Origin of the sequence: Micromonospora sp. KC721 (genome assembly GCF_004348355.1) — a bacterium.
In the GTDB taxonomy this organism is placed as follows: Bacteria; Actinomycetota; Actinomycetes; order Mycobacteriales; family Micromonosporaceae; genus Micromonospora.
Map to the genome: position 1 here is coordinate 1 of NZ_SMJY01000156.1, position 15,018 is coordinate 15,018.

The window sequence follows — 15,018 nt, forward strand, 5'->3', positions numbered from 1 at the left end:
GCGGCGGTCAGGCGGGCGGGCTGGCCGCCCGGACCTGGTCGGCGATGCGCTCGGCCACCGACCGGGCGGTCGCCTCGGTGGCGGCCTCCACCATCACCCGTACCAGCGGCTCGGTGCCGGACGGGCGCAGCAGCACCCGGCCGGTCTGCCCCAGCTCGGCCTCGGCCCGCTCCACCTCGGTACGCACGGCGGGCGCGGCGGCGCCGACGGTGCGGTCCCCCACCGGCACGTTGATCAGCACCTGCGGCAGCTTGGTCACCACCGCGGCCAGTTCCGTCAGTGACCTGCCGGTCTGCGCCATCCGCGCCATCAGGTGCAGCCCGGTCAGCACCCCGTCGCCGGTGGTGGCGTACGCCGGCATGACGATGTGGCCGCTCTGCTCGCCGCCGAGGGCGAGACCGGCGGCGCGCAACTCCTCCAGGACGTACCGGTCGCCGACCTTGGTCTCGAGCAGGCGGATGCCCTGCGCGGACATCGCCAGGCGCAGGCCGAGGTTGCTCATCACGGTCGCGACCAGGGTGTCCTGGGTGAGCGCGCCGGACTCCTGCATGGCGAGGGCGAGGATCGCCATCAACTGGTCGCCGTCGACCTCGACCCCGTCGGCGGTGACCGCCACGCACCGGTCGGCGTCGCCGTCGTGCGCGAGCCCCAGGTGCGCGCCGTGCTGGACCACGGCCTCGCGCAGCGCGTCGATGTGGTTGGAGCCGCACCCGTCGTTGATGTTGAGCCCGTCCGGTTCGGCGTGGATGGCGATCACCTCCGCGCCGGCCTCCCGGTAGGCGACCGGGGCGACCTCGGCCGCCGCGCCGTTGGCGCAGTCGACCACCACCTTGATCCCGTCCAGCCGGTGCGGCACCGTGCCGACCAGGTGCTGCACGTAGTGGTCCGCGCCGTCGAGCAGGTCGTGCACCCGGCCGACACCCGCGCCGATCGGACGTTTCCAAGCGGTGGTGCTGTTCGCCTCGACCGCCGCCTCGATCCGCATCTCGATCTCGTCGGGCAGCTTGTGGCCGCCGGCGGCGAAAAGCTTGATGCCGTTGTCCGGCATCGGGTTGTGCGAGGCGGAGAGCATCACGCCCAGGTCGGCCTTGGCCTCGGCGGTGAGGAACGCCACCGCCGGGGTGGGCAGCACGCCGACCCGGACCACGTTGGCGCCGGCGCTGGTCAGGCCGGCCACCACGGCCGCCTCCAGCATCTCGCCGCTGGCCCGGGTGTCCCGGCCGACCACGGCCAGCGGCGGATGGCTCTTGTCCGACTCGGCCAGGGTGTGCGCGGCGGCCACCGCCACCGCCAGCGCCAGCTCCGGGGTGAGATCCGCGTTCGCCCGCCCGCGTACGCCGTCCGTGCCGAACAACCGGCCCATACCCGCCAACCTCCGATGAAACGGTCCCAGGGAAGAAGCGAACGGCCGGGCCGCCTCCCGTCGAGGGGAGGCGGACCCGGCCGTTCGTCAGAAGTACAACGTGCCGCTGAAGGTCAGCGCTTCGAGTACTGAGGAGCCTTACGGGCCTTCTTGAGGCCGTACTTCTTGCTCTCCTTGACCCGGGCGTCACGGGTCAGGAAGCCGGCCTTCTTCAGAGCCGGGCGGTCGTCGGGCTCGCTGACGATCAGCGCGCGGGCGATGGCGAGCCGCAGGGCACCGGCCTGGCCGGTGGTGCCGCCGCCACGCAGGTTGGCGATGACGTCGAAGGCCTCGGGCTTCTCGGCGGTGACCAGCGGGTCCTTGATGAGCTGCTGGTGCACCTTGCTCGGGAAGTAGGCCTCGAGGTCACGGCCGTTGCAGGTGATCTTGCCGCTGCCGGGGACGATGCGGACCCGGACGATGGCCTCCTTGCGCCGACCCACGGTCTGGATCGGGCGGTCGCCACGAGGCGCGCGGGCGACGGGCGCCGGCGCCTCGGTGGCCTCGGGGGCGACCTCGGTCTCGGTGATGTCGGTCATGCTGTTTCCTTCGCCCGCGCTCACTGCGCGATCTGCTTGATCTCGAACGGCACCGGCTGCTGCGCCGCGTGCGGGTGCTCGGCACCGGCGTAGACCTTCAGCTTCTTGATGAGCTGACGGCCGAGCTTGTTGTGCGGGAGCATCCCCTTCACGGCCAGCTCGATGGCCCGGTCGGGGCGCTTGGTCAGCAGCTCGTCGTAGCCCACCCGCTTCAGACCACCCGGGTAGCCGGAGTGGCGGTAGGCGATCTTCTGCTGGCGCTTGTTGCCGGTCAGCGCGACCTTGCCCGCGTTCACGATGACGACGAAGTCGCCCGTGTCGACGTGCGGCGCGAAAGTCGGCTTGTGCTTGCCACGCAGCAGCGTGGCGGCGTGGGTCGCCAGGCGGCCCAGCACGACATCAGAGGCGTCGATGACGTGCCACTGACGCTCGATCTCACCCGGCTTCGGGCTGTACGTACGCACAGGTCTACCTTGTCTCGTCGTCGGTCTGGGGTCGCGCGCCGAGGTGACCAGGGCCTCCCGGTCGGACCAGCGCGCACGAACGACCAAGCGTACCTGATGCGGCACGCCTAAGAATGTCGTACAACAGCAGGCAACGATACCCGCCGCCCCGCCGGCAGGTCAAAACGGGGGTGGACCCGGCGTGGCCTGCGGCGGGGCGATGAGCGGGATCACACCCCGGCCCGTGCCATCCGCGCTCCCGGCCGCAGGTACGCGACCCACGTCACCACGATCATCACCAGGAAGAGCACGAGGTAGAACCGCAGGGCCGGCTGGATGCCGCCGTAGGTCGACTTCGCCCAGGCGTAGCAGATCGGGACGAGGAAACCGCCGAAGGCGCCGACCGACGAGATGATTCCCAGCGCCCCGGCCGCCTGGCGGCGCATCGCCAGCATGGTCTCCGGCGAACCGCCCAGGTCCTCCCCCTTCACCTGGAAGATCCGGGAGATCATCCGGTAGGTCGAGCCGTTGCCGATGCCGGTCGCCACGAACAGCAGCATGAACGCCAGGAAGAAGAACCCCAACCGGCGCTCCTGCACCGACCACAGCGCCAGGTACGCCCCACCGATCATCAGCACGAAGCTGGCCACCGTGATCCGGGCGCCGCCGATCACGTCGGCGAGGCGCCCACCGAACGGGCGACAGACCGAGCCCACCCCCGCGCCGAGGAACGCCCAGGACAGCGCGATGTCGGGCCGGCCGAACACCCCGTTGAGCAGGGTCGGGAAGGCCGCCGAGTAGCCGATGAACGAACCGAAGGTGCCGATGTACAGGAACGACATGATCCAGGTGTCCCGGTGCCGCAGCGAGGACCACACCGGGCCCACGTCCGCCTTGGCCTCGGCCAGGTTGTCCATGAACAGGAACGCGCAGACCGCCGCGATCACCGCCAGCGGGATGTACATCAGGCCGGCCCGGGCCAGCGCGAGGCCCCCACCGAACACGATCACCTGGGGCACCACGAACTGCACCACGGCCACGCCGATGTTGCCGCCGGCGGCGTTCAGGCCGAGCGCCCAGCCCTTCTCCCGCTCCGGATAGAAGAACGAGATGTTGGCCATGCTGGAGGCGAAGTTGCCGCCCCCGAAGCCCGCCGTGGCGGCGATCAGCAGCAGCGGCAGGAAGCCGATCTCCGGATGCTGGACCGCCCAGGCCAGACCCCCGGCCGGGATGATCAGTAGCAGGGCGGACACGATGGTCCAGTTGCGCCCGCCGAAGATCGGAACCGCGAAGGTGTACGGCAGCCGAAGCAACGCCCCGACGCCGCTGGGCACGGCGGTCAGCCAGAGCGCCTGGCTGGTGGTCAACTGCCATCCGACGTCGCCCAACCGGACGACCACGATGCTCCAGAGCAGCCAGACGGAGAAGCCGATGTGCTCGGCGAAGATCGAGAAGATGAGGTTGCGCCGGGCGATCCCGCGGCCCACGGTCTGCCAGAAGTGGCCGTCCTCCGGGGCCCAGTGGCCGATCCACCGGCCCGGCCGGCGTTGCAGGTCGATCTCGTCCGCTGATGTGGCGGGCGCAGTCGTCGTGGTCATGAGGCGCTCCTTCCGGCCGGGGGCTATGTCGTGGCTCGCACGACCCACCGGCTCAGCCGGCGTCGAGCGACCCCGGGTGAAAGCTAGGCACCCACCGTTACCGGAACGTTTCGCCGACGACGTCGGGCAGGCAACGGTGATCGCACCGGCCGGTCCGCCCGATGGTGAGGAGAGCGCTCAGAGTTGCTGGAGGATGCGCAGCGCCCGGGCCACCCGCTGCATGGTCTCGGTGTCGGCGAGATCCACGCACTCGGTGAACCACTTCTTCATCGGCGAGGAGAGCCGGTCCGGCATCACCACGTACCCGCCCATCGGCACCGCGAGGGGGGAGTCACGCAGCAGAGCCGTCTCCACCACCTCGGCCACGATCACGATGGGCACGTCGGTCGAGTTGTAGACGTCGGAGCTGATCACCAGGCCGAGCCGCTCGCGGGCTCCGGAGATCCGCCAGATCTCACCCCTACGCAGCACGCGGTCGCCCGCCGAAGAGCGCGTCGTCGACCAGGGCGACCTCCCGGGCGTCGGCGAGCGCGGCGGACTCCAGGTCGATCCCGGCCCGGCCGACCGCGGCGGCGTGCGCACGGAACACCTCGCGGAGCGCCTTCTCCCGGGCCGCCTGGTCCATCCAGGCGGAGAGCGACAGCCCTTCGCGCTTGGCGAACCGGCGGGCCTCCTCGATCGTCTCGTCCGAGAACGACAGGGTCACCTTGGCAGTCATGCCGACCAGCTTACTCCTGGTATGACCATCAGTCATTCCCGCGCTCACCGGCGAACCGGACACACCGAGCGCCGCACCGGTCGCCCTCCCCGGGTGCGGTGTGAGGCGCTCTTGACAGGGCCGAAACAAACGAGACCCGGTCCGGAAACCCCCCGCAGGCACGCTTCTCCAGCATGACTGACGGTGCACGCGCTGCGACCCGGCCGGGGATCCCACCCCGTACGGCCGAGACGCACTGCCCGTACTGCGCCCTGCAATGCGGGATGACCCTGCGCGACTCCGGCGACCGGGTGGAGGTGCTCCCCCGGCAGTTCCCCACCAACCGGGGCGGCCTCTGCCAGAAGGGCTGGACCGCCGCCGAGCTGCTGGACCACCCCGACCGGCTGACCACTCCGCTGCTGCGCGACCCGGCCAGCGGCGAGTTGCGCCCGGCCAGCTGGGAGGCGGCCCTCGACCGGGTCGCCGCCGGCATCCACGCCGTCCGGGACGCGCACGGCCGGGACGCGGTCGCGGTCTTCGGCGGTGGCGGGCTCACCAACGAGAAGGCGTACGCGCTCGGCAAGTTCGCCCGGGTGGCGTTGCGTACCCGCAACATCGACTACAACGGCCGGTGGTGCATGTCCTCCGCGGCGGCGGCCGGCATCCGTGCCTTCGGCATCGACCGGGGGCTGCCGTTCCCGCTGGCCGACCTGGGCCGGGCCGACACGCTGCTGCTGGTCGGCGCGAACCCGGCGGAGACCATGCCGCCGCTGATGCGGCACGTCACCGACCAGCGGGAGCGCGGCGGCCGGCTGATCGTGGTCGACCCCCGGGTCACCGCCACCGCCCGCCAGGCGGACCTGCACCTGCAACCGCTGCCCGGCACCGACCTGGCGGTGGCCAACGCGCTGCTGCACATCGCCGTCACCGAGGGCCTGGTCGACAAGGCGTACGTCGACGCCCGCACCACCGGCTTCGAGGAGGTCCGCCGCACCGTCGCCGGATACTGGCCGGCCGAGGTGGAACGCCTCTCCGGGGTGCCGGTGGCCGACCTGGAGGAGACCGTCCGGGCCCTCGCCGACGGCAGCGCGATCATCCTCACCGCCCGGGGTGCCGAGCAGCACGCCAAGGGGGTCGACACGGTCAGCGCGTTCGTCAACCTGGCGCTCGCCCTCGGCCTGCCCGGCCGTCCCGGCTCCGGGTACGGCTGCCTGACCGGCCAGGGCAACGGCCAGGGCGGCCGGGAGCACGGGCAGAAGGCCGACCAGCTGCCCGGATACCGCAAGATCGACGACCCGGCGGCCCGGACGCACGTGGCCGGGGTGTGGGGCGTCGACCCCGACGACCTGCCCGGCCCCGGCGTGCCGGCGTACCAACTGCTGGACTCGCTCGGCATGCCCGGCGGACCCCGGGCGCTGCTCGTCTTCGGCTCCAACCCGGTGATCTCCGCGCCCCGGGCCGCCCGGGTCACCGAACGGCTGCGCGGGCTCGACCTGCTGGTGGTGGCCGATTTCCTGCTCTCCGAGACGGCGGCGCTGGCCGACGTGGTGCTGCCCGTCGCCCAGTGGGCCGAGGAGGAGGGCACCATGACCAACCTGGAAGGACGGGTGCTGCGCCGGCAGGCCCTGCGCCCGCCGCCGCCCGGCGTCCGCACCGACCTGGACATCCTCGCCGGCCTGGCCACCCGCCTGACCGGCACCGACGCCGCGTTCCCCACCGACCCCCGCACGGTCTTCGCCGAGCTGCGGCGGGCCTCCGCCGGTGGGCCGGCCGACTACGCCGGTGTCACCTGGGAGCGCATCGAGCGCGACGAGGGGGCGTTCTGGCCCTGCCCCGACCCGGACGGGCCGGACACCCCCCGCCTCTTCGCCGACCGCTTCCCGACCCCCGACGGGCGGGCCCGGTTCCACCCGGTGAGCCACCGTCCGGCGGCCGAGGAGGTCTGCGCCGAGTATCCGCTGCACTTCACCACCGGGCGGGTGCTCGCCCAGTACCAGTCCGGCACGCAGACCCGGCGGGTGGCCGCGCTGCGCAAGGCCGCGCCCCGCGGCTTCGTCGAGCTGCACCCGGACCTGGCCGACCGGCTCGACGTCGAGGAGGGCGACGAGCTGGTCGTCACCTCCCGCCGGGGCGAGCTGCGCGCCCCGGCCCGACTCAGCCCGGCGATCCGGCCGGACACCGTTTTCGCGCCGTTCCACTGGGGCGGCGCGGCCCGGGCCAACTCCGTGACCAACGACGCGACGGACCCGGTCTCCGGGATGCCCGAGTTCAAGATCTGCGCCGTACGGGTGGAGAAGGCATGAACGAACGCAAGGACCCGCACCGCACCGCCGCACCGCACCACCGGTCCGCACCAGGCGGAGGACGGCGATGAACATCGTCATCGTCGGGTACGGCATGGCCGGCTCCCGACTCGCCGCCGAACTGCACGCCCGGGGCGCCGACCACAAGGTCACCGTCCTCGGGTCGGAACCGCACCGCGCGTACAACCGGATCATGTTGTCCACGCTGCTCGCCGGGAAGATCGACGAGCCGGACATGGAACTGGCCGAGGTCGCCGGGCAGGGCGTGGACGTACGAACCGGCATCGGCGTCGTCGGCGTCGACCGGACCGCACGGGAGGTACGCACCGACGACGGCGACCGGATCCGCTACGACCACCTGGTGCTCGCCACCGGCAGCCGGGCGGTGGTGCCGCCGCTGGCCGGGATCGACCCGGCGGACCTGCCGCCACGGGTGGTCGCCTTCCGCACCCTGGACGACTGCCGGCGGATCCTCGCCGTCGCCCGGGACGCCCGCAGCGTCCTGGTGCTCGGCGGTGGGCTGCTCGGGCTGGAGGCGGCCCGCGGGCTCGCCGCCCGGGGCCTCGACGTCACCGTGGTGCACCCGATGGGGCACCTGATGGAGCGGCAACTCGACCCGGCCGCCGGGGCGGTGCTCGCGGGCACCCTCGAGGAACTGGGTGTACGGACCGAACTGGCGGTCGCGGCGTCCGGCGTCGACGTGGACGCCGACGAGATTCGGCTGCGGCTGACCGACGGCCGTACCCTCGCCGCCGACCTGCTGGTGCTCTCCTGCGGGGTACGCCCCGAAACCGGGCTGGCCGCCGCCGCCGGGCTGACCGTGGAGCGGGGCGTGGTGGTCGACGACCGGCTGCGCAGCAGCGACCCGGACATCTCGGCGATCGGCGACTGCGCCCAGCACGACGGCGCGGTGACCGGGCTGGTCGCCCCGGCCTGGGCGCAGGCCCGGGTGGTCGCGCAGGTGCTCACCGGAGAGGACCCGACCGCCCGCTACCGGCCCCGGCCGCCGGTGACCAGGCTGAAGGCGGCCGGGATCGACCTGGCCGCCATGGGCGACCCGACCACCGGCCCCGGCGAGGAGCTGACCTTCGCCGACCCGGCCCGGGGCACGTACGCCCGGCTGCGTATCCACCAGGAGCGGCTGACCGGCGCGATCCTGCTCGGGGACAACCCCTCCGTCGGCGCGGTGGTGCAGCTGTTCGACCGGGGTGGCCCGGTGCCCGTCGACCGGCGGGCGTTGCTGCTGGGCCGGGCGTTGGGTACGACGGCGGCGCCGGCCGGCTCCCCGGCCCTGATGCCCGACGCGACGACCGTCTGCCAGTGCAACGACGTGCCCAAGCGGGCGCTGGTGGCCTGCTGGCGGGCGGGCGCCCGGACGGTCGACGACGTGGTCGCCGCGACCCGGGCCGGCACCGGCTGTGGCGGCTGCCGGGACGCGGTCGCCGGCATCGTCGCCTGGCTTTCCGAGGCGGATTCCGTGGCGGTGCCCCGATGAGCGGACCTGAGGCGAGAACAAACGCGATGACACCGCGAGGAGGTGACGCGATGACCGGCGGACGATTGGTCGTCGTCGGCAACGGCATGGTCGGGCAACGGTTCGTCGAGGCGCTACGCGCCCGCGACCACGACCGCCGCTGGCTGGTGACGGTGCTCGCCGAGGAGACCCGGCCGGCGTACGACCGGGTGCGGCTCTCGGCGTTCTTCGACGGGGTCAGCGTCGAGGAGTTGAACCTGCACACCCCCGACGACGGGGTGGACCTGCGCCTCGGCGAGCCGGCCACCGGGATCGACCGGGAGCGGCGGGTGGTCACCACCGCGGCCGGTGAGTACCCGTACGACGCGCTGGTGCTCGCCACCGGCTCGTACCCGTTCGTGCCGCCGGTGGCCGGCACGGACCTGCCCGGGGTCTTCGTCTACCGGACCCTGGACGACCTGGCGGCGATCCGCGACCACGCGGCGGGTCGGCGGGTCGGCGCGGTGATCGGCGGCGGACTGCTCGGCCTGGAGGCGGCCAACGCGCTGCGCCTGCTGGGCCTGGACACCCACGTGATCGAGTTCGCGCCCCGGCTGATGCCGGTGCAGGTCGACGAGGCCGGCGGGGCGATGCTGCGCCGCTGGGTCGCCGACCTCGGTGTCACCACCCACCTCGGGGTGGCCACCACCGCGCTGCGTCCCGGCCCGGACGGCACGGTCGCCGGGCTGGAACTCTCCGACGGCGCCACGGTCGACGCCGAACTGGTGGTGGTGGCCGCCGGCATCCGCCCCCAGGACACGCTGGCCCGGGCCGCCGGGCTGCCGGTGGGGCCGCGCGGCGGGGTGCTGGTCGACGCCAGCTGCCGCACCGACGACGAGCGGATCTGGGCGGTCGGCGAGTGCGCGGCCGTGGACGGCACCTGCCACGGTCTGGTCGCCCCCGGGTACGCGATGGCCGAGGTGGTGGCCGACCGGCTGCTCGGCGGCGCGGCGACCTTCCCCGGTGCGGACACCGCCACCAAGCTCAAGCTGCTCGGCGTGGACGTGGCCTCGTTCGGCGACGCCCACGGCACCACGCCGGGCTGCCTGGACGTGACGTTCACCGACCCGGTGACCCGCTCGTACGCGAAGCTGGTCCTCTCCGACGACGCGCAGACGCTGCTCGGCGGCGTGCTCGTCGGGGACGCCAGCGCCTACCCGACGCTGCGGGCCAGCGTCGGCGGGTCGTTGCCGGCTCCCCCGCTGGCGTTGCTGGCGCCGGCCGGCGGGGCGGGCGCCGGGGCCGGCATGTTGCCCGGCACCGCCCAGGTCTGCTCCTGCAACGCGGTCACCCGCGACGACATCGACACGGCGATCGCCGGCGGCGCGTGCGACGTGCCGGCGCTGAAGGCGTGCACCCGGGCCGGCACCAGCTGCGGCTCCTGCGTGCCGATGCTCAAGCAGCTGCTGGACGCGGCCGGGGTCAAGCAGTCCACCGCGCTGTGTGAGCACTTCGACGCCAGCCGGCAGGAACTGTTCGACATCATCCGGGTCCGGGGTATCCGTACCTTCACCCAGCTCGTCACCGAGCACGGGCGGGGACGCGGCTGCGACATCTGCAAGCCGGTGGTGGCCTCGATCCTCGCCTCGCTGGGCGCCGGGCACGTACTCGACGGTGAGCAGGCGTCGTTGCAGGACACCAACGACCACTTCCTGGCGAACCTGCAACGGGACGGCAGCTACTCGGTGGTGCCCCGAATCCCCGGCGGCGAGATCACCCCGGAGAAGCTGATCGTGATCGGCGAGGTGGCCCGCGACTTCCAGCTCTACACGAAGATCACCGGCGGGCAGCGGATCGACCTGTTCGGGGCCCGGGTGGAGCAGCTGCCGCAGATCTGGCGCCGGCTGGTCGACGCCGGCTTCGAGTCCGGCCACGCGTACGGCAAGGCGCTGCGGACGGTGAAGTCCTGCGTCGGCGAGACCTGGTGCCGGTACGGGGTGCAGGACTCCGTCGGGCTGGCGATCGCGTTGGAGCTGCGGTACCGGGGTCTGCGGGCCCCGCACAAGCTCAAGTCGGCGGTCTCCGGCTGTGCCCGGGAGTGCGCCGAGGCCCGCAGCAAGGACTTCGGCATCATCGCCACCGAGACCGGCTGGAACCTCTACGTCGGTGGCAACGGCGGCTTCCGGCCCCGGCACGCCGACCTGTTCGCCACGGACCTGTCCACAGAGGCGCTGGTCCAACTGATCGACCGGTTCCTGATGTACTACATCCGCACCGCCGACCGCCTGCAACGCACCGCCGCCTGGATCGAGGCGATGGAGGGTGGCCTCGACCACCTGCGCTCGGTGATCGTGGACGACTCGCTCGGGCTCTGCGCCGAACTCGACGCGGCGATGGCCCGGCACGTGGCGTCGTACTCCGACGAGTGGCGCGACGTCCTCGACGACCCGGAGCGGCTGCGCCGCTTCGCCTCGTTCGTCAACGCTCCCGAGGTACCCGACCCGTCGATCAACTTCACGGTGGAACGCGGCCAGCGGGTGCCGGCGCGCGGGGCGCCACCGACGGCCGGCGAGCGTCAGCCCGTCGCGCTGGGACTGCCGGAGGTGCGGCGATGACCACGGCGTTGACCCGGGACTGGACAGCGGTCTGCCCGCTGGACCGGCTGGATTCCGACCGGGGCGTGGCCGCCCTGGTCGACGGGGTGCAGGTGGCGCTCTTCCGCACCGGCGACGAGTTGTACGCGGTGGACAATCTCGACCCGGTCGCCGGGGCGTACGTGATGTCCCGCGGCATCGTCGGCAGCCGGGGCGGGGTGCCGACGGTCGCCTCCCCGCTGCACAAGCAGGTCTACGACCTGCGGACCGGACAGTGCCTGGACCTGCCCGGAGTGACTCTGCCGGTGCACCGGGTCCGCTGCCGGGACGGGCTGGTCGAGGTGTGGTTGCGACAGGAGGAGTGATGCGGGATGAACTGGCCGGCTTCACCATCGGCGTGACCGCCGACCGGCGCCGCGACGAACTGGCCGCGCTGCTGCAACGGCGCGGTGCCCGGGTCGTGCTCGCCCCGGCCCTGCGGATCGTGCCGCTGGCCGACGACAGTGACCTACGTGAGGCGACCCGGGCCTGCCTGGAACGGCCGCCGGACGTCCTGATGGCGAACACCGGCATCGGCATGCGTGGCTGGTTGGAGGCGGCCGAGGGCTGGGGGTTGGCCGAGCCGCTGCGTGCGGTGCTGTCCCGCGCGTACGTGGTGGCCCGGGGGCCCAAGGCGCGGGGCGCGATCCGGGCCGCCGGGCTGCACGACCAGTGGTCGCCGGACTCGGAGAGCTGCGAGGAGGTGGTGGGTCACCTCCTCCGGCGGGGCGTGGCCGGTCAGGTCGTCGCCATGCAACTGCACGGCGACCGGCAGCCGGAGTGCACCGAGGCGCTGGAGGCGGCCGGAGCCACCGTGATCGAGATACCGGTCTACCGGTGGGCACCACCCACCGACCCGGCCCCGCTGCACCGGCTGATCGACCTGGTCGCCGGCCGACTGGTCGACGCGGTGACCTTCACCTCCGCACCGGCGGCCGAGGCGATGCTGCGGGCGGCCGGTGACCGGGCGGACACCGTGCTGGAGGCGTTGCGCGGGGACGTGCTGGCCAGCTGCGTCGGCGCGGTCACCGCGGAACCACTGGTACGCCGGGGGGTGCCGGTCAGCGCGCCGGGTCGGGCCCGGCTCGGCGCGCTGGTCCGGCAGATCGTGGACGAGTTGCCGCGGCGTACGGTGACGGTGAAGGCGGCCGGGCACCTGCTGACCCTGCGCGGGCACGCCGCCGTGGTCGACGGTGATCTCCGCCCGCTGGCTCCCGCCCCGATGGCGGTGCTGCGGGCACTGGCGGCGTCGCCGGGGAAGGTGCTGTCCCGCACCGCGCTGCTGCGTACCCTGCCCCGGGGCGCGGACGAGCACGCGGTGGAGATGGCCGTCGCCCGGCTCCGGGTGGGGTTGAACGCGCCACGGGTGGTGCAGACCGTGGTCAAGCGCGGCTACCGGCTGCGGATCGACTGACCGGGCGGCCCGGCGGCTGAGGCCGGCTGCGGTACATGGCGGTGTCGGAGGACTTCCGACACCGCCATGTACGCCAGAAGAGCTGACTCGGCGGCCGGCGCGCCGTGCGGCAGGCGGCGCGCCGTGCGGCAGGCGGCGCGCCCGGTGCAGTGCGCCGTCCGGCGGGCGGTACCGGGCTCAGCCGACCGGGGCGTACCCCCGGCCATGCTCGGCCTCGAGACGCTGCATGGCGTGCTCGACGACGGTCACCAGCACCTGCTTCACCGATTCCCGGTCCCGGGCGTCGCAGAGCACCAGCGGCACGTCCGACGGGACGGCCAGCGCCTCACGGACCTCGTCCAGCTCGTAGTGCGGTGCGCCGTCGAAACGGTTCAACGCCACCACATACGGCAGTTGGCGGTTCTCGAAGTAGTCCAGCGGCGCGAAGGCGTCAGTGATCCGGCGGGTGTCCACCAGCACGGCCGCGCCCACCGCGCCACGGATGATCTCGTCCCACATGAACCAGAACCGGGTCTGACCGGGGGTACCGAAGAGGTACAGGATCAGATCCTGCGCCATGGTGATCCGGCCGAAGTCCATGGCGACCGTGGTGGTCTCCTTGCCGGGCACCTTCGACGGATCGTCGATGCCCACCCCGGCCGACGTCATCAGCGCCTCGGTGGTCAGCGGCGTGATCTCGGAAATCGCCCCTACCAGGGTCGTCTTTCCCACACCGAAACCACCCGCGATCACGATCTTCGCGGAGATGATCTCCCGGCTACGGTGCGCCCCGGCGGGGTCATAGTTCGCGAAGTCCACTTAGCACCCTTCCCAGCAGGTTCATTCGCTCCTCGTAGCCCGTGGCGGGAGCGGAAGTGTGTAGCGTCAGCAGGCCGTCGGCCACCATGTCGGCGACCAGCACCCGGGTGACGCCCAGCGGCATCCGGGTGTACGCGGCGATCTCCGCCAGCGATTGCGCCCGACCCTCGCAGACCGTGGCGATGCGGTACTTGTCGTAGCCGGCGAACCGTGCCTCGGCCGCCTGGGTGGGAGTGGCCGACATGACCGCCTCCAGGGCGATGTCCCGGCTCGGCTCGGTACGCCCCCGGGTGACCGCGTACGGTCGCACCAACGCACCGCGCGGGTCCCGCCGTGGTTCCATCCGTGTCACCTCCTCCCGCCCGGCGTCGCGCCGGTACCGCTTCCCCCGTTCCTCGCCGGGCGCGAACGCGCCCGGCGTCGTACCGTGCCGGTCAGGAACGCACCGCGTCGCGCGGCAGCGGCACCAGCGCGGCGCCCACCCGCTCCACCAGCAGGGCCATCTCGTATCCGACCTGCCCGACGTCGCAGCTACGAGCGGCGAGCACGGCCATCGACGAGCCGTCACTGATCGACATCAGGAACAGGTAGCCGCTGTCCATCTCGATGACGGTCTGAAGCACCCCACCCGCGCTGAACATCCGGGCGGCGCCCTCGGTCAGGCTCACCACGCCGGAGGTGATCGCCGCCAGTTGGTCCGCCCGGTCCGGTGGCAGGTCCCGGGAGGAGGCGAGCAGCAGCCCGTCCGCGGACACCGCCACCACGTGGGCGATGCCCGCCACGCTGTCGGCGAAGTTGGTGAGCAGCCAACCCATGTCCTGCATGGCCGCTGGCCTGTTCATCGGCGCGTCTCCTTGGTAGAGGTGCTGTTCTGTTCCGTACCGGCCGACCGGCCGCGCTGCACGCCCCGGTGGTAGGCGGAGAGCAGGCCGCGTACCTCGTCGGGGGTGCGCCGGCTGCGGTCCCGGCCCCCCTTCGGCTCGATGCCGCCGGGAACGAGTTGAGCCTGGGGCACCCGCTTCGGCAGCCCCGAACGGGTGGTTCCGCCGGCGGCCGGTTCGGCGGCGCGGTTCGCCCGCGACCAGCCTTCGTCGGCCGCGGTCCGCCAGGCGTCCGACTCCGGGGCGGACGGTGAGGCCGGGGGCGCCGGCGGCTGGTACGACGAGGGTGGCGTGACCGACGGGGTTCCGGCGACGTTCGGCGTGCTGGGCACCCGGGTCGGCAGTGGCGGCCGGGACGGCGTCACCGGGGTTTCGTCCCGCCAGGCTGCGGGCGGCGGCTTCTCGTCGAAGTTGGGCCGGGTGAAGATGGCGGTGGCGTCGTCGCCGTGGGAGCGGAACCAGACCGCCTCCATCTCCCGGAAGATCGGCGAGTCCGCCGGACGCTCCGGACGGGCCACCACCGGTGCGGCCGGCACGGTCGCCGGGTACGTCACCCCGGCGGCGGGCGGCGGCGAGGCCGTGGCGAACGGCGATCCCGCGGTGACCGGCGCCGACATGTCGGTGAGCGGTGCCGCCGGCGTGAGCGGAGCCGCCGCGATGGGTGGCTCGGCGCCGGACGCTCCGGCGACCGGCCCGAGCGGCAGCGCCGGGGCGGGCGCGGGCTCGGCGACCGGGGTCCGCCTCGGCAGCGGACTGACGACCGGGTTGGCCACCGTGGGGGTGCCGACGGAGAAGTCGTACGACGGCTCGGCCGGCACGGTGCGGGCGGGTGCCACCGAGGGCGGCACGGCGGGGGC

Annotated in this window: 14 protein-coding genes and 1 pseudogene; 5 read left to right on the forward strand and 10 right to left on the reverse strand. The window is 73.1% G+C overall.

Annotated elements, in window-relative coordinates; translation table 11 throughout:
* Positions 1-7: 7 nt before the first annotated feature.
* From glmM to E1182_RS22705, 6 genes are all read right to left on the reverse strand, one after another.
* Positions 8-1,363 carry a phosphoglucosamine mutase gene (gene glmM / locus E1182_RS22680; RefSeq protein ID WP_132268682.1) on the reverse strand — a complete coding sequence of 452 codons (1,356 nt, stop codon included), beginning with the start codon at positions 1,361-1,363 and terminating at the stop codon, positions 8-10.
* Positions 1,364-1,476: 113 nt separating this feature from the next.
* On the reverse strand, positions 1,477-1,941 hold the full coding sequence (rpsI, locus tag E1182_RS22685) for a 30S ribosomal protein S9 (RefSeq protein ID WP_088647409.1): 465 nt from the start codon (positions 1,939-1,941) through the stop codon (positions 1,477-1,479).
* Positions 1,942-1,961: 20 nt separating this feature from the next.
* The gene (rplM, locus tag E1182_RS22690) at positions 1,962-2,405 is read right to left on the reverse strand and encodes a 50S ribosomal protein L13 (protein ID WP_132268684.1); all 444 of its coding nucleotides are present in this window, start codon (positions 2,403-2,405) and stop codon (positions 1,962-1,964) included.
* Between the two features lie 209 nt (positions 2,406-2,614).
* Positions 2,615-3,982 (reverse strand): NarK family nitrate/nitrite MFS transporter, encoded by a 1,368-nt coding sequence (locus tag E1182_RS22695; RefSeq protein ID WP_132268687.1) that lies wholly within the window; start codon positions 3,980-3,982, stop codon positions 2,615-2,617.
* Between the two features lie 177 nt (positions 3,983-4,159).
* On the reverse strand, positions 4,160-4,453 hold the full coding sequence (locus tag E1182_RS22700; protein ID WP_132268690.1) for a type II toxin-antitoxin system PemK/MazF family toxin: 294 nt from the start codon (positions 4,451-4,453) through the stop codon (positions 4,160-4,162).
* Positions 4,443-4,700, reverse strand: coding sequence for a DUF6364 family protein (locus E1182_RS22705; RefSeq protein ID WP_132268692.1), 258 nt, complete (start codon positions 4,698-4,700; stop codon positions 4,443-4,445). Before E1182_RS22705 ends, E1182_RS22700 begins: the two co-directional genes overlap by 11 nt.
* Positions 4,701-4,873: 173 nt before the next feature.
* Here E1182_RS22705 and E1182_RS22710 point away from each other — a divergent pair, with 173 nt between their 5' ends.
* The 5 genes from E1182_RS22710 (at position 4,874) to E1182_RS22730 (ending at position 12,482) form a co-directional block, all read left to right on the forward strand.
* Positions 4,874-6,982, forward strand: coding sequence for a molybdopterin oxidoreductase family protein (locus tag E1182_RS22710; protein WP_132268695.1), 2,109 nt, complete (start codon positions 4,874-4,876; stop codon positions 6,980-6,982).
* Positions 6,983-7,049: 67 nt separating this feature from the next.
* Positions 7,050-8,477: an FAD-dependent oxidoreductase gene (locus E1182_RS22715; protein ID WP_132268697.1), complete on the forward strand. Its 1,428-nt coding sequence runs from the start codon at positions 7,050-7,052 to the stop codon at positions 8,475-8,477.
* A 50-nt stretch (positions 8,478-8,527) separates the two neighbouring features.
* Complete coding sequence (gene nirB, locus E1182_RS22720) at positions 8,528-11,050, forward strand: nitrite reductase large subunit NirB (RefSeq protein ID WP_132268699.1); 2,523 nt, start codon at positions 8,528-8,530, stop codon at positions 11,048-11,050.
* Positions 11,047-11,394 (forward strand): nitrite reductase small subunit NirD, encoded by a 348-nt coding sequence (gene nirD / locus E1182_RS22725; RefSeq protein WP_132268702.1) that lies wholly within the window; start codon positions 11,047-11,049, stop codon positions 11,392-11,394. Before nirB ends, nirD begins: the two co-directional genes overlap by 4 nt.
* Positions 11,394-12,482 (forward strand): uroporphyrinogen-III synthase, encoded by a 1,089-nt coding sequence (locus E1182_RS22730; protein WP_132268704.1) that lies wholly within the window; start codon positions 11,394-11,396, stop codon positions 12,480-12,482. The genes nirD and E1182_RS22730 overlap by 1 nt, the downstream gene beginning before the upstream one ends.
* Positions 12,483-12,659: 177 nt before the next feature.
* Here E1182_RS22730 and E1182_RS22735 read toward each other — a convergent pair whose 3' ends face one another.
* From E1182_RS22735 to E1182_RS32450, 4 genes and pseudogenes are all read right to left on the reverse strand, one after another.
* The gene (locus tag E1182_RS22735; protein ID WP_132268706.1) at positions 12,660-13,280 is read right to left on the reverse strand and encodes an ATP/GTP-binding protein; all 621 of its coding nucleotides are present in this window, start codon (positions 13,278-13,280) and stop codon (positions 12,660-12,662) included.
* The gene (locus E1182_RS22740; RefSeq protein ID WP_132268708.1) at positions 13,261-13,623 is read right to left on the reverse strand and encodes a DUF742 domain-containing protein; all 363 of its coding nucleotides are present in this window, start codon (positions 13,621-13,623) and stop codon (positions 13,261-13,263) included. Before E1182_RS22740 ends, E1182_RS22735 begins: the two co-directional genes overlap by 20 nt.
* A 91-nt stretch (positions 13,624-13,714) precedes the next feature.
* Positions 13,715-14,122 carry a roadblock/LC7 domain-containing protein gene (locus tag E1182_RS22745; RefSeq protein ID WP_088976088.1) on the reverse strand — a complete coding sequence of 136 codons (408 nt, stop codon included), beginning with the start codon at positions 14,120-14,122 and terminating at the stop codon, positions 13,715-13,717.
* A pseudogene (locus E1182_RS32450) lies at positions 14,119-15,018 on the reverse strand (ATPase); the annotation flags it as partial. The pseudogene E1182_RS32450 and the gene E1182_RS22745, both read right to left, overlap by 4 nt.

Excerpts from the sequence above, each read along its gene's own strand:
- E1182_RS22710 (WP_132268695.1), top strand. The coding sequence starts at position 4,874 with ATGACTGACGGTGCACGCGCTGCGACCCGGCCGGGGATCCCACCCCGT.
- glmM (WP_132268682.1), bottom strand. The coding sequence starts at position 1,363 with ATGGGCCGGTTGTTCGGCACGGACGGCGTACGCGGGCGGGCGAACGCG.
- E1182_RS22740 (WP_132268708.1), bottom strand. The coding sequence starts at position 13,623 with ATGGAACCACGGCGGGACCCGCGCGGTGCGTTGGTGCGACCGTACGCG.
- rpsI (WP_088647409.1), bottom strand. The coding sequence starts at position 1,941 with ATGACCGACATCACCGAGACCGAGGTCGCCCCCGAGGCCACCGAGGCG.
- E1182_RS22730 (WP_132268704.1), top strand. The coding sequence starts at position 11,394 with ATGCGGGATGAACTGGCCGGCTTCACCATCGGCGTGACCGCCGACCGG.
- nirB (WP_132268699.1), top strand. The coding sequence starts at position 8,528 with ATGACCGGCGGACGATTGGTCGTCGTCGGCAACGGCATGGTCGGGCAA.
- E1182_RS22695 (WP_132268687.1), bottom strand. The coding sequence starts at position 3,982 with ATGACCACGACGACTGCGCCCGCCACATCAGCGGACGAGATCGACCTG.
- E1182_RS22745 (WP_088976088.1), bottom strand. The coding sequence starts at position 14,122 with ATGAACAGGCCAGCGGCCATGCAGGACATGGGTTGGCTGCTCACCAAC.
- E1182_RS22715 (WP_132268697.1), top strand. The coding sequence starts at position 7,050 with ATGAACATCGTCATCGTCGGGTACGGCATGGCCGGCTCCCGACTCGCC.
- nirD (WP_132268702.1), top strand. The coding sequence starts at position 11,047 with ATGACCACGGCGTTGACCCGGGACTGGACAGCGGTCTGCCCGCTGGAC.
- E1182_RS22705 (WP_132268692.1), bottom strand. The coding sequence starts at position 4,700 with ATGACTGCCAAGGTGACCCTGTCGTTCTCGGACGAGACGATCGAGGAG.